Source organism: uncultured Mucilaginibacter sp. (assembly GCF_937859865.1).
GTDB lineage: Bacteria > Bacteroidota > Bacteroidia > Sphingobacteriales > Sphingobacteriaceae > Mucilaginibacter_A.
This window is the reverse complement of sequence record NZ_CALMAT010000050.1, coordinates 34,651-47,696: the sequence shown is the minus strand read 5'-3', so window position 1 is coordinate 47,696 and position 13,046 is coordinate 34,651. Positions and strand designations below refer to the sequence as shown.

At 42.4% G+C, this 13,046-nt stretch carries 13 protein-coding genes; 6 read left to right on the top strand and 7 right to left on the bottom strand.

Annotation, left to right across the window (positions count from 1 at the left end; all coding sequences use genetic code 11):
- Positions 1 to 93 precede the first annotated feature (93 nt).
- The 7 genes from Q0192_RS06050 to Q0192_RS06020 all read right to left on the bottom strand — a co-directional run bounded on the left by Q0192_RS06050 (position 94) and on the right by Q0192_RS06020 (position 6,129).
- On the bottom strand, positions 94 to 324 hold the full coding sequence (locus Q0192_RS06050) for a hypothetical protein (protein ID WP_299287628.1): 231 nt from the start codon (positions 322 to 324) through the stop codon (positions 94 to 96).
- Positions 325 to 366: 42 nt separating this feature from the next.
- Positions 367 to 1,080: a hypothetical protein gene (locus Q0192_RS06045; RefSeq protein ID WP_299287625.1), complete on the bottom strand. Its 714-nt coding sequence runs from the start codon at positions 1,078 to 1,080 to the stop codon at positions 367 to 369.
- A gap of 15 nt (positions 1,081 to 1,095) precedes the next feature.
- Positions 1,096 to 2,268 carry a histidinol-phosphate transaminase gene (locus tag Q0192_RS06040; RefSeq protein ID WP_299287622.1) on the bottom strand — a complete coding sequence of 391 codons (1,173 nt, stop codon included), beginning with the start codon at positions 2,266 to 2,268 and terminating at the stop codon, positions 1,096 to 1,098.
- Positions 2,269 to 2,295: 27 nt separating this feature from the next.
- Positions 2,296 to 3,888 carry a flavin monoamine oxidase family protein gene (locus Q0192_RS06035; RefSeq protein WP_299287619.1) on the bottom strand — a complete coding sequence of 531 codons (1,593 nt, stop codon included), beginning with the start codon at positions 3,886 to 3,888 and terminating at the stop codon, positions 2,296 to 2,298.
- Positions 3,889 to 4,030: 142 nt separating this feature from the next.
- A complete protein-coding gene (locus tag Q0192_RS06030) occupies positions 4,031 to 4,732 on the bottom strand; it encodes an MBL fold metallo-hydrolase (RefSeq protein WP_299287617.1) in 702 nt (233 codons plus the stop codon).
- Positions 4,733 to 4,740: 8 nt separating this feature from the next.
- Complete coding sequence (locus Q0192_RS06025; protein WP_299287615.1) at positions 4,741 to 5,196, bottom strand: SRPBCC domain-containing protein; 456 nt, start codon at positions 5,194 to 5,196, stop codon at positions 4,741 to 4,743.
- Between the two features lie 36 nt (positions 5,197 to 5,232).
- Positions 5,233 to 6,129 (bottom strand): alpha/beta hydrolase, encoded by an 897-nt coding sequence (locus tag Q0192_RS06020; protein WP_299287613.1) that lies wholly within the window; start codon positions 6,127 to 6,129, stop codon positions 5,233 to 5,235.
- 241 nt (positions 6,130 to 6,370) lie between these two features.
- Between Q0192_RS06020 and Q0192_RS06015 the strand changes: the two genes are divergently transcribed.
- The 6 genes from Q0192_RS06015 to pnp all read left to right on the top strand — a co-directional run bounded on the left by Q0192_RS06015 (position 6,371) and on the right by pnp (position 12,951).
- Entirely contained in the window at positions 6,371 to 7,024 is a 654-nt protein-coding gene (locus tag Q0192_RS06015) for an ABC transporter ATP-binding protein (RefSeq protein WP_299287610.1), read from the top strand.
- A complete protein-coding gene (locus Q0192_RS06010; RefSeq protein WP_299287608.1) occupies positions 7,021 to 7,806 on the top strand; it encodes a hypothetical protein in 786 nt (261 codons plus the stop codon). The genes Q0192_RS06015 and Q0192_RS06010 overlap by 4 nt, the downstream gene beginning before the upstream one ends.
- Positions 7,803 to 8,420: an HAD hydrolase-like protein gene (locus tag Q0192_RS06005; RefSeq protein ID WP_299287606.1), complete on the top strand. Its 618-nt coding sequence runs from the start codon at positions 7,803 to 7,805 to the stop codon at positions 8,418 to 8,420. The genes Q0192_RS06010 and Q0192_RS06005 overlap by 4 nt, the downstream gene beginning before the upstream one ends.
- 70 nt (positions 8,421 to 8,490) lie before the next feature.
- Positions 8,491 to 10,029 (top strand): S41 family peptidase, encoded by a 1,539-nt coding sequence (locus Q0192_RS06000; RefSeq protein ID WP_299287603.1) that lies wholly within the window; start codon positions 8,491 to 8,493, stop codon positions 10,027 to 10,029.
- A gap of 386 nt (positions 10,030 to 10,415) precedes the next feature.
- Positions 10,416 to 10,694 carry a 30S ribosomal protein S15 gene (gene rpsO / locus Q0192_RS05995; RefSeq protein ID WP_299287600.1) on the top strand — a complete coding sequence of 93 codons (279 nt, stop codon included), beginning with the start codon at positions 10,416 to 10,418 and terminating at the stop codon, positions 10,692 to 10,694.
- A gap of 124 nt (positions 10,695 to 10,818) precedes the next feature.
- Positions 10,819 to 12,951, top strand: a complete 2,133-nt coding sequence (gene pnp / locus Q0192_RS05990) for a polyribonucleotide nucleotidyltransferase (RefSeq protein ID WP_299287597.1) — start codon at positions 10,819 to 10,821, stop codon at positions 12,949 to 12,951.
- The last annotated feature ends 95 nt before the right edge of the window (positions 12,952 to 13,046 follow it).

The window sequence follows — 13,046 nt, the reverse complement described above, 5'->3', positions numbered from 1 at the left end:
AAACTATCTCAAAAAGGAAAATCAACTGCAAACAAAAAAGAAGCATCTTTAAATTCTATACTTCTTTTATCACATAAAATTTTGTTGCTGAGCTTATTTTTGCATCACCATTACGCCATTCATCATCAGCGTGCTTCCGCCACTGGCAACAATATTATATACTTTTTGCACGCCGCCTGCTTTTTCGGTTTTATCCAAAATGGTATAGGTTTCGTAAGCTTTTTTGGCTTTGTTAAAACATAAAACCTGTTCGCCAATTTCCGTTTCTCCAATTTTTTTGCTTCCGGTTTTTGTCGTCATCGGATGGTTTGGCGTGGCTTCCAAAATTTTGGCCGAAAGGCGGATGCTGTTTTTATCGGTACTTTTTTAGTCTGCGGCAACCAAAACCAAACGCGTTAAAGCATAATTTTTTGCTTCGTGGACAGCAAGTTTTTTTACCTTGACCACTTCTGTTTTTTTCGTTTTTGGGTCAATGGACAAAACATCGTCGCCTGGTTTTACAGATGCCAGCATTTTCTGCGTGCCGTTTGCCATCGTTACCAAATCCGTTCCGGGGAAGCAAATGTCGCTACCGTAAGTCCCGCTTTCTTCTTTCATGCTTTTCCCACCGTTGCTGTTTTTATAAACCTGGTACGAAAATTCACGCGAAAGAACGTAAGACAACTTCAGCACAAAGTTTTTCTCTTCCTTGTCAATACTGTGGATGTCTTCAAAATAACGTTCCCAAACTTTGCCGTCCGCCGTTTGGTTAGGCAGCAAAGCTTGGTAGCGTTTGCCTTTTTCGTTGGTATAAAAAATCATCAAACCCAATTGCTGCATCCCTTCTTTCGCCATCAGGTTGTACAAATCCATCCGCTTTTTCAGGCCGTCATCACCGGTAATAAAATAAGGTTTTGGGCGGTAACGGTCTAAAATATAAGCGTTTTCAAACTTCACGTAAGTGTCCTGGTCGGGATCTTTTATCGCAAAAGTTTTTGCTTTGGTATATTCGTCCATGGTGATTGGGCGAGGGTTTACCGCTTGAGAAAAACAGGGATAAAAGAAGCATAGCAGGCCGGACAATAGGAATAATCTGCGCATAAATTTTGTAGTAAATTAAGATAATTGTTTAAAAGCATCCGCAAAAGCTTCCATTTCGTCCATTCTTCCGATACTTACACGGCACCAGTCTTTGTCGTCAAACTTCCAGAAACGCACGCCAACGCTTCTTTTCATCATTTCAGAAACAAACTTTTGCCCGTCCATTTTTAGCGGAAACATCACAAAATTGGTGGAAGAAGGAATGTAATCGTAACCTTCTTTTTTCAAAGTTTCATACAAAAACTTTTTGGAAGCCTGGGTTTTGGCCAAAGCATCATCCAAAAACTCACGGTCTTGATAACTTGCAATAGCGGCCTGAATGGTGGGTGCAGAAATGGACATCGAACCTTGTGTGTATTTGGAAAGCGTCTTTAACATTTCCGGCTGGGCAACCATATAACCGATACGCAAACCGGCAAAGCCGTAAAGTTTGGAAAAAGTACGGGCAACCATCACGTTTTGCCCTTTTTTTACCGCATCAATTAGGGTTACAGCTTGCGGGTTTGGCAGGTAATCAATGTAAGCCTCATCAATTAAAACCGGTACTTTTTTAGATACGCGTTCGCAAAAAGCTTTCAGTTTTGCCGTATCAACTACAGTTGCCGTTGGATTGTTGGGGTTGCAGATATAAACCAAACTGGTGCCGCTGTCAATGCTTTTTTCGATGGCATCCAAATCTGTTTTATAATCGGCAGTCAGCGGGACATGGACAATTTTTCCGCCTACTTCCGCTGCTTTTTTAGGCAGGTCGTCATAACTTGGGTCGGCAGTTACGATAGCACCATTTTTACTAAAATGCAAAGCAGCAGCCAACAATAAAGGCGACGAACCGGCATCCAAAACAATCTGTTCTTTATTTACGCCTTCAAAAGCAGCAATTTTATCAATCAACTGGCCATAATACATAAACGGGTATTGGTAACTGGTGTCCATAGCCGCTTCAATGGCTTTTTTAGCTTTGGCAGAGGGCCCAAAAGGGTTTTCGTTAGCCAGTAGCCTTGCTTTTAAAACCATTGTTGGCGGTGCTTCGGCCATTAATTCTGCTTCGGAAAGTGTGAAGCTTTTTTGGAAGTTTGAAACTACCGGTTTTGCCAAAAGGCCGGAAACAGAGTTAGAAAAGAAGGTAATTCCGCCTGCTAACATTGCACTGGTTTTGATCCAATTACGCCTGTTGATTTGATTTGCCATGATACTGTTTTTATGGGTGAAAAATTGTTAACTTTTAGAACTTGTTGCCGGATAAGCCACGCGCTGCTCGGTCACCCGCGCATGGATTGCCGCCGAAACACTTCTTGCCGATTCAAATGCGCCAGCCATCCAGGCATTCAAATACGTCAGGTGTTCGCCGGCAAAATAAACCTGTTTTTCAGGTTTTAACAAAGGTTCGTAAACTGTTTTCCGCGTTTCGTTGGTGTAAACCGCCCAGCCGCCTTCGTTGTATTTTACTTTGTGCCAACTCACCGAAAACGAATTTTCAAACTCTTTTTGGTACTGTGGATGGATTAAGCTTCCTTTTGTTAAGGCCAGTTTTTCGCGTTCGCTGATGGAAAGGTCGCCAACTAATTTTGCTTTATCGTTAAAATTATAATACCCCAACAAAATGCCTTTTTTACCGAGGTAATTATTGTTGGGGTAGAAAATCTGCGTCAGTTCGTTATTAGTGTGCGTAATGCCGCCGTAAATCATTTCGTCTTCTTCCCAAAAACGGCGTTTAAACTGCAAACCAATTTTCCCGGTTTTGATGTAAGTTGCGTAATCAATCGCACGGCTCACATCCGAAGAAAAATTATGGTTTACATTGCCCAAAACCGGCAACGGCAAAGTACAAACACAATAATCACCGCTGATTTCTTTTGTTCCCTGCTGATCTTTATAAACAATCTTTACACCTTCCGGCAGGTTTTGTATGGAAGTAACTTCGGCACCTAAATGCAGCATCGGGCTTACCTTTTTTTGTAAAGCCTGCGCAATCTTGTCCATTCCGCCAACGGCCTGGAACATCGTCATCTGCAATTCATACACGTAATAGGATACGTTGTAAAAATCCGGGTCCATCAAACCCGATTGCAGCATGTCTTGCAATTTATAAGTTTCTGCGATTTTACCGGAAGCCAAACCTGCGCCCGGCGATTCGGTATAACCTCTCCTATCCGATGCTTTATACAATTTATCAATATCCAATCCGCCTTCGGCACGTAGGTATTCGATTACTTTTTCGGTGTCTTCTTTGGTTAAGCCCGTGTCTAATTGATTGTGGTCAATGGCTTTCACCAGCATTTCGCTCATGTAGCCACGAACATCATTTTGGATTTCCCTGATCCTGATCTTTTTGTTAGAAAGCGGCCCTTTTCCTTCTGCAAAATAATAGGCAGCTTCGTTTACATTATTATAAACTTCCAGCGGAACGCCCAGTTCTTTGCAATAATGCAAGGTGAGTTTATGGTGGTGCGGGAGGCGCGACGGACCGGCGTTGAAATAAAGATCATCATCAAAACGGGCAGTTTGTTGCGGCGAGTTAATTTCGTTGTTGATGCTACCTTTGCGGATGCTCCAGCAACGGCCGCCTGTACGTTCGCGAGCTTCCAAAATGGTACAATTATAACCTAATTTGCTTAGTTCGTAAGCCGTTGTCATTCCCGCCAAACCGCCGCCCAGAATAACTACTTTTTTGCCTGCGCCGTTTCCTTCCAAATTAAAAGCATGGGCAGGCGCGGCTTTTAACATGCCTAAAGCCAACATGGCCGGATAAGCGCCACCGGCCAGCATTGCGCCTTTACTTAAAAATTCCCTTCGTGAAACAGATTTCAAACCAATTTTTATTGATACAGGATGAAATTAATTCCTTAAAGATAAATTATTACTGCTTTAATTGCAATTTATTTTAAAAATGAGTTAAACCGAGCTTAGTTTAATGGCAATTTTAATCCAAATCAATCAACTAAAGTAGTTTTCAAGCTTTAAAATCTGCCATTTTTTCAAATTCTGCTTTCGTTGCAGCTTTTCCATGACCAAAAACAGCAATTTGAAAAGGAAAAGCAGCTAATTTTTGCAAAGTAAGCTGATTAACCCTTTTAGATTGATAAGCAAAAGCGGGTTTCAGTTGCGTTTCGTTTTCGGCGGCATCCGCAGCAAAAAGCAATGCTTCTTTTACCGGGTAAAAAAGAGCGATCTGTTCGGCGCAATGTCCGGGCGCGTTGATTACTTCCAAGCCATTTGCATCCGGAATGCAATCGCCTTCCGCCACAATTTTGATATTTACTTTTACCGGTTGGATGTATAAAAACTGCAAGTTTAGCTTTCCGTTTAAGGTAACCAACCGCAGCAAAAAAGCTAAAATTTTTGATTTGGGCTGAAAGGCTATTCCCTTCGCAATCATTTCCGCACAAAACGCAGAAGTGTAAACCGCAACTTGAACAGATTTTAAAATGGAAGCCAAACCGCCGGAATGGTCGTGGTGGGCATGGGTTAGGATAACATATTTTAAATCTTCCGGCTGTTTTCCGATTTGCCGGATGCCTTGAAAGATCAAATCTTTGCTGCCTTTGGGGCCGCTATCAATCAAAATTAAACCGATAGGATGATCCACCAAAAAAACGTTAACAATGGGAAGGGTAATTTGAAAAACGCTTTTGGTGATTTGAACCACGTCCATTCAAAAACTTAATTTGATTCTGCTACTTCTTTTATCTGTACTAAAATTGGATTCCAACCTTGGCCGTTATTGTAAGTGTCTTGGTATCTTTTTTCGCCTTCCGCAGCAGTTTCAAATCCATCTTGCGTAACCGTTAATTTCGTTTTTCCGCCTTCTTCCGTCAGTTGGTAAGTAACGTTGAGGTAGTTTTCAGGAATGTCAGGATAAGAAGCAAAAGGATCGATCACCGTGTATTTTAGTAAATTTCCCGGTTCCATTTCCAAGATTTTTCCTTTTACAAAAACCATTTCCTGGCCTTCGTATTCGCCGCGCCAAAGCAAATCGCTTCCAATTTTCCAATCCGAAACCGTTTCGCAACCGAACATATAAATTTGGGTTTTGGCAGGATTAACAAGCGCATCCCAAACTTTGGCAGGAGTTGTATCAATTACAATTTCGCTTTTTACAATTTTAGGTTCGTTCATCTTGACTTAATTTTAAGTGATAAAAGAAGCATCAGATTACTTAATCCAGCCGTTACCAATCATCCAGTTTTTAACATGGTCCATCCATTTATCGGGTGTGGTTTTGTTGTTCAGGCCAAAACCATGTCCACCTTTTGGATAGATGGTCATAGCTGCCGGAACTTTGTTTTTAAGCAAGGCATCGTAGTAATACAAACTGTTTTTAACGTTAACCGTGTTGTCGTCTTCGGCATGGACAAGCATCGTTGGCGGCGTGTTTAGCGTAACGTTTTGTTCGTTGGAAAAATACTTAATTTGCGCTGCTGTTGGTGTTGGCCCGATCAAATTATTGCGCGACCCGCCATGCGCCAAACTATCCGTCATGCTGATGACGGGATACAACAGCACCATAAAATCCGGCCGCAAACTGGTGTTGTTGGTGTTGCTGATTTTGGCATCATCAAAATGAGAACCGGTCAAAGCAGCCAAACTTCCGCCGGCCGAAAAACCAATGATGCCTACTTTTTTTGGGTCGAGATTATATTTTGCGGCACTTTCGCGCACGGTTTTGATGGCCATTTGTGCATCTTGCAATGGCCCAATGCTTTTATCTTTCATGATGGCATCGCTGGGCAAACGGTATTTTAACACAAAAGCAGCTACGCCGATTTCGTTAAAAGCTTTTGCAATTTCAGTGCCTTCGTGGTCGTAAGAAAGAAAGGCATAACCGCCGCCCGGACAAATGACGATAGCCGCGCCTGTTGCTTTATCTTTTGCGGGAAGGTAAATTTCAAGCGTTGGCTTGGTTACTTTGCTGTAACCGATGTTGTTTTCCGAACCGGATTTAACTTCCTGGTAAGTATTATTAACAATAGCATTTGGAACAGCGCCTGGATACAAAGGAATAACCGTTTGCGCTTTTGCCGTAAAAGGGTCGGTTGAAAACATAAACATTAAAAAACAGGTGTAAAAAAAGCATTTCATTTTGTATAAAAGTTGGTTGTTTAAATCAACACAAATCTTGCTGAAAGTGCAAGCAAAGGTTGATATTTGTTTTGGCGGTTAATATGAATACTTTATCGTTTTGGTTTTGACGGCTGTTGGTTTTGATAATTGCTTCGTTGAAATGCGTAATACCAAAACTATTTCTCCCAAACCAACCTTTCCCTAAAAACCATATCCTTATTTTTGTCAAATGCTGAAAGCCAGGTCTATCAAAAAATCGTACGGAAAATTGCCGATATTAAAAGGTGTTGATCTGGATGTGAACGCCGGGGAAATTGTAAGTATCGTGGGCGCTTCGGGTGCCGGAAAAAGTTCGCTGCTGAATATTATCGGAACTTTGGACAAGCCGGATTCGGGGAAAATTTTGCTGCACGATGCCGATACCAGCGTGATGAACCAGAAACAGTTGAGCGCTTTTCGTAATCAAAAAATTGGATTTATCTTTCAGTTTCACCATTTGCTGGCCGAATTTAATGCAATTGAAAATATCTGTATCCCGGCTTACATCAACGGGAAAACAAAAGTTGAAGCCGAAACGCGCGCATCAGAATTGTTGGAGATGCTGAACCTCGGCCACCGCAAACAGCACAAACCCAACCAGCTTTCGGGCGGCGAGCAGCAGCGCGTTGCCGTGGCGCGTGCTTTAATCAATAATCCGGCGTTGATTTTGGCGGATGAGCCTTCGGGAAACCTGGATTCTAAAAACGCGAAAGAACTGCACCAACTGTTTTTTTCGCTGCGCGACCAATTCGGGCAAACTTTTATCATTGTAACCCACAACGATGATTTGGCGGAAATGAGCGACCGCAAAGTAACCATGAAAGACGGCTTGATCGAAGCATGACGAAAGCTTTGGTTACTTGCGGCAACCATCCCGGTGTTTATTTTCTGGAAAAATGGTTTCCACAATTTCAGTTTATTTATGGCGATGCTTCTTTTACCGCACAAATTTCAGTGGCGCAGCAGTTGTTGTTGCCAATGGTTTCGCAGCCAGGTTTTATCCATCAATTGTTAAATCTCTGTTTGGACCAGCAAATCGAAAGCGTTTTTGCAATGGCTGCCGCCGAACAGGAACTGCTGGCCGAAGCCGTGGAATTGTTTGAAGAGTTTGACATCCAACTAAACCTGCCTGACCTTAACACCAAAAAATACCTGGTAAAAGAAGCATTGCTGCTGGCAAGTTTACGCGAAGCAGGGACCCAAATTGTCCCTTTTCAAACTTCCGATTCGGTAGAAACTTTTTCTAAAGCTTGTTTGGCTTTAGGTTATCCAACCGAAACTTTGGCCATTTCCTCCGTAGAAAACCCGGAACTGGTTTGGCTGATGGACGATCATCTTGCCAAAACCAAAACTGCTTTTCAGGGAAAACCGGTTATTTCGTTTATCAAAGCGATGAAGTTGTTTCCAAACGAAATGCTTTTGCTGCGGAAATTTCATCAATCAACATTCAAACCAACACATGCTGTTTTTACCCATGGAAAATCGGTGTCGGCTTGGAATGCTTTGGCAGAAGAAGAAAAGCTTTTGAACCAGGTTTCGGAACAATTGAAATTACACGGGATTTTTGAATTTAATTTTCAGGAAAGGCAGCACCTTTTTGGCTTGAAACCGTTTTCTGTTAGATGATATTTCGATACGCCGACCTCGACCCTTATAAAAAAGCTTTTGTGTTTGAACTGGACAATGTGCTTTTTCCGGCGCAGGATTATCTGTTCCAGGTGTATTATCTGTTTGCCGCTTTTGTGGAGCATACCGAGCAATGGAAAAGCAAGGAAATAATTGGCTGTATGATCGAAGCTTATCAGAAAAATGGGGAAAGGGCGGTTTTTGATGCGGTAAAAACAGCATTTTCTTTGGAGCCGAAGTATCAGGATAATTTTGACCGGTTGCTGATGACCGCACGTTTGCCGCTGAAACTGCTGCTTTACCAGCAGATGCTCGAACTGTTGCAGCAAATTGTGGTGGACCGGAAGCAGATTTTCATCCTTACCAACGGCAACCCGCAGCAGCAACTCAACAAAATAAAACAGGTGGACTGGAACGGGCTGGAACCTTATTTAACGTGTTATTTTGCCGAAGAAACCAAACCAAAGCCCGAGCCGGACGCTTTGCACCATATTTTGGCCAAACACCAGTTGCAGCGCCGGGACTTGATTATGGTTGGAAATCACGAAGCCGATGAACTTTGCGCGCAGGCAGCAGGCGTAGATTATGCCAATTTGTTTGATTTTATCAAATAAGCAAACTTTTTTTTATTAGTTTATATTTAATTTACTGATTACACGTATATTAGGACAAAGTAAAAACCACATGAAGAAATATTTTATTTACTTAACCATCAGCCTGGCAATGGCTGCAACTTTTACGGCTTGTAAAAAAACAACGCCTGTTACACCTATTCCTGTTTCGGTTATCCCGACTACAGGCACACCACTGGACCACATTAAAGATTCGGTTTACCTCTTTACGCAGGAGGATAATTTGTGGTACAGCACTTTGCCAACTTATACGGCTTTTAACCCGCGCAACTTTACCGGAAAAACAGACCAGGCTGCTTTGCAAAGTGAAGTTGATGCGCTTTCACAATACAGTACCAACCCTGCAACGGGAAAGCCTTATGAGTATGATATTCTTGACCCTGGCACGGCCAAATATTCTTTTATAGACCAGGGCCAGGTGGCAACTTCTTTAGGTGGAACGAATGGCGATTATGGGTTTAGCGTTTTTTATAATACCACTTCCGATCTTCGCGTTAAATACGTTTACCCGGGTTCTCCGGCAGATAAGGCTGGTTTAGTTAGAGGTTACCAGATTACCGCCATTTCCGGTGTTCCGTCTTTAACTTACACCAACTCTTCCAACAGCAATTACACGGCTTTGGTTAATGCGATATTTAATTCCACTACCATCACCATGACGGTGCAAAAGCCGGACAACACCACTTTTAACACTACTTTAAACACCGCCAATTATACGGTAAACCCAGTGTTAAAAAGTAAAGTTTTGGATCTGGGCAATGGGAAGAAGATAGGTTATTTGGTGTTTAACACTTTTACAGTTTTAGATAATGCAAAGCCTAATTTAGAACCTGCTTTTACCAGTTTTACAGCCGCCGGAGTAACTGATTTGGTAGTTGATTTGCGCTACAATGGCGGCGGCTCTGTACAAACGGCAGAGTATTTATCTAATTTAATAGTGCCTCCTGCCAAAACCAATACGGTAATGTACACCCAGTATTATAACGATAAATTGCAAAATGATAAATGCCCATTGTTTGCAAAAAAGCTTGGTTTAGACGTTACTAAATACCCAGGTGAATTTAAACCAACCAATAACCAAGCATTATTTTCTAAGCAAGGTAGTTTAAACATCAACAGGGTGTTTTTTATCGTTACGGGAAATACCGCTTCTGCAAGTGAGTTAACAATTAATAATTTAATTCCTGAAATGAATGTACAATTAATTGGTACAACCAGTTATGGCAAACCTGTTGGGTTTTATGGTATCCCGATTGGTGCCTATCAATACTACACGCCCGAATTTGAATCTAAAAACTCGGCAAACCAAGGCGGCTATTATGCCGGGATGACACCGGGTTCTGTCACTTATCCGGGCGTTCAGGCATCTGATGATGTTACCCATGATTTTGGTGATGTAAACGAAGCATTGCTGGCCCGCGCTATTAACTATACCACAAAAGGAACCTATGCCATTTCTCCGGCCTTAACTGTACAAAGCACCGGCAAAAGCGGCAGCCAATTAAGTGAAGACGACATCAACCGTATTTCCCATGATTTTTCTAAACATAATGTGAATATCATGATCAGCAATAAATTTAAAATGCACTGATTTTTATGTGATAAAAGAAGCATGTACTGTCATCTCGACCAAAGGAAGAAATCTTCTTCTAAACTGTGGTTAAAGTTACATAGTTGAAATAGGATTTCTCCCTACGGTCGAAATGACAAAGCAAATTTTGCCCGATAAAAGAAGCATCAGACAAAAGCCGGGAAAAACCGGAAGTTTGAAAATGCTGTTATTTCGGTCGAAGGGAGAAATCTTCTTCAAAGCAGTTTAAGCAGTATTGTTGAAATAAGATTTCTCAATCGTTTAGAAATGACAGCAAATTTTACCTGATAAAAGAAGCATCGGTCCCAACTTGCATAACAAAGTAATTTCTTTTATCTTCGTGCCACAGTTCACAAAATTATATACGCTTTAATATTATTCAGGTAATGTATTTAAGTAAAGAAGCAAAAGCAGAGATTTTTGCAAAACACGGACAAAGTGCAGCCGATACTGGTTCTGCCGAAGGCCAGGTAGCGTTGTTCACTACCCGTATTGCCCACTTAACCGGGCATTTAAAAACAAACAAAAAGGATTTTTCTACCCAGTTGGCTTTGCAAAAACTGGTTGGTAAACGCCGAGCCTTGTTAGGCTATTTGTTTAAAAAGGACATTAACCGTTACCGTGCCATCATCAAAACACTGGAACTAAGGGATATTATAAAATAACCCGGAGTAATTTCCTCCAAAAAGCCATCCCAACTGGAGATGGCTTTTTTGATTTAAAAAAAGTAAAATCTATCTAAAAACAGGTTCGTTCTAAAGATGAAAAACGAACCGATACAACAACAAAATGAACGTAATTAAAAAAACAATTGATCTGGGCGATGGCCGCATTGTAGAGATCGAAACGGGAAAACTGGCCAAACAGGCCGATGGCTCGGTGGTGGTAAAAATGGGCGACACGATGTTGCTGGCAACCGTAGTATCTTCTAAAGAAGCCAAAGAAGGCGTGGATTTTTTGCCGCTTTCGGTTGATTATCAGGAAAAATATGCAGCGACCGGACGGATCCCGGGCGGGTTTTTACGCCGTGAGGCACGTTTGTCGGATTACGAGGTTTTGATCTCGCGTTTGGTAGACCGTGCTTTACGTCCTTTATTCCCTGAAGATTATCATGCCGATACACAGGTAATGATCTCTTTAATTTCTGCCGATAAAGACATCATGCCGGATTGCCTGGCTGGTTTGGCTGCTTCGGCTGCCATTGCCGTTTCGGATATTCCTTTTAACGGGCCGATTTCCGAAGTGCGCGTGGCAAAAATTGAAGGTAAATTAGTCATCAACCCAATCCGTACCGAACTGGAAAAAGCGACTTTAGAGTTTATGGTTGCGGGTTCTGCTTCGGATATTGTGATGGTGGAAGGCGAAGCAAACGAAATTGCGGAAACCGAAATGGTAGAAGCGATCAACTTTGCACACGAGGCCATCAAAAAACAAGTTGCCGCACAAGTTGAACTGGCAAACGAAGTTGGCAAAACCGAAAAACGTGTTTACAGCCACGAAAACAGCAACCCGGAGTTGAGGGAAGCAGTTTTTGCTGCTACTTATGATAAAGCTTATGCCGTTGCCGCTGCTGCATCCGGCAAGGATGAAAGAGGGGAAAACTTCAAAAAAATCCGTGACGAATATATTGCAACGATGGGCGAAAATGTTGACCCAAATCAGCTTGGTTTGGCCAAAAAATATTTTCACGATGTGCAGTACGATGCCGTTCGTAATTTGGTTTTGAATGAAGGCAAACGTTTGGACGGCCGCGCAACTACGCAAATCCGCCCAATCTGGAGCGAAGTTGGTTACTTGCCTGCCGCCCACGGTTCGGCGGTGTTTACCCGCGGCGAAACGCAATCGTTAACTTCGGTTACTTTAGGTTCTAAAACCGACGAGCAAATGATTGACGGCGCTTTCATCAACGGTTACAGCAAGTTTCTGCTGCACTACAACTTCCCGGGTTTTTCTACCGGCGAAGTAAAACCAAACCGTGGCGCAGGCCGCAGGGAAATTGGCCATGGCAATTTGGCCATGCGTTCTTTAAAGAAAGTTTTGCCAGGTTCCGATCAAAACCCTTACACCATCCGTGTGGTTTCTGATATTTTAGAATCCAACGGTTCATCTTCCATGGCAACCGTTTGTGCCGGAACTTTAGCTTTGATGGATGCCGGTATCAAAATCACTTCACCGGTTTCCGGGATTGCGATGGGTTTGATCACCGACGAAAAAACAGGCAAATACGCTATCCTTTCTGATATTTTGGGCGATGAAGACCATTTGGGCGATATGGATTTTAAAGTTACCGGTACTGAAAAAGGTATCGTAGCTTGTCAGATGGATTTAAAGATCAACGGTTTGTCTAACGAAGTGTTGATTAAAGCTTTGGACCAGGCGAAAGAAGGCCGTTTGCACATCTTAAACGAGATGAAGAAAACGATTGCCGCACCTCGCGAAGATTTTAAACCACATGCGCCGCGTATTGTAAGCATGACGATTGATAAAGAATTTATTGGTGCGGTAATCGGGCCCGGCGGTAAAATCATCCAGGAAATGCAACGCGAAACCGGTGCCACCATTGCCATTGAAGAAGTGGACAACAAAGGCATCATCGAGATTTTTGCTGATAACAAAGCTGCGATTGATGCTGCCGTTGGCCGCATCCGTAACATTGTTGCGAAACCGGAAGTTGGCGAAACTTACGAAGGCAAAGTAAAAACGATTATGCCTTTTGGCGCTTTCGTAGAGATTATGCCAGGCAAAGACGGTTTGCTACACATCTCGGAAATTGACTGGAAACGCTACGAAACAATGGACGGCATTTTTGAAGTCGGCGAAATGGTAAAAGTGAAACTGCTGGAAATTGATAAACAAGGCAAGTTAAAACTATCACGTAAAGCTTTGATGCCGCGCCCGCCAAAACCGGAAGCTGCGCAGTAAGCAATTTTGATATTTGATAGGAAAAGCTCTTCGGAAACGAAGGGCTTTTTTTGTATCTTTTAGATTGAACTGGTAACTTTACGAGTAAACAAATT

Bases quoted from the DNA above. Each gene is read 5' to 3' on its own strand.
- Q0192_RS06010 (WP_299287608.1), top strand. From the start codon at position 7,021: ATGACGAAAGCTTTGGTTACTTGCGGCAACCATCCCGGTGTTTATTTT.
- pnp (WP_299287597.1), top strand. From the start codon at position 10,819: ATGAACGTAATTAAAAAAACAATTGATCTGGGCGATGGCCGCATTGTA.
- Q0192_RS06020 (WP_299287613.1), bottom strand. From the start codon at position 6,129: ATGTTTATGTTTTCAACCGACCCTTTTACGGCAAAAGCGCAAACGGTT.
- Q0192_RS06045 (WP_299287625.1), bottom strand. From the start codon at position 1,080: ATGCGCAGATTATTCCTATTGTCCGGCCTGCTATGCTTCTTTTATCCC.
- Q0192_RS06040 (WP_299287622.1), bottom strand. From the start codon at position 2,268: ATGGCAAATCAAATCAACAGGCGTAATTGGATCAAAACCAGTGCAATG.
- Q0192_RS06000 (WP_299287603.1), top strand. From the start codon at position 8,491: ATGAAGAAATATTTTATTTACTTAACCATCAGCCTGGCAATGGCTGCA.
- Q0192_RS06005 (WP_299287606.1), top strand. From the start codon at position 7,803: ATGATATTTCGATACGCCGACCTCGACCCTTATAAAAAAGCTTTTGTG.
- Q0192_RS06015 (WP_299287610.1), top strand. From the start codon at position 6,371: ATGCTGAAAGCCAGGTCTATCAAAAAATCGTACGGAAAATTGCCGATA.
- Q0192_RS06030 (WP_299287617.1), bottom strand. From the start codon at position 4,732: ATGGACGTGGTTCAAATCACCAAAAGCGTTTTTCAAATTACCCTTCCC.
- rpsO (WP_299287600.1), top strand. From the start codon at position 10,416: ATGTATTTAAGTAAAGAAGCAAAAGCAGAGATTTTTGCAAAACACGGA.
- Q0192_RS06025 (WP_299287615.1), bottom strand. From the start codon at position 5,196: ATGAACGAACCTAAAATTGTAAAAAGCGAAATTGTAATTGATACAACT.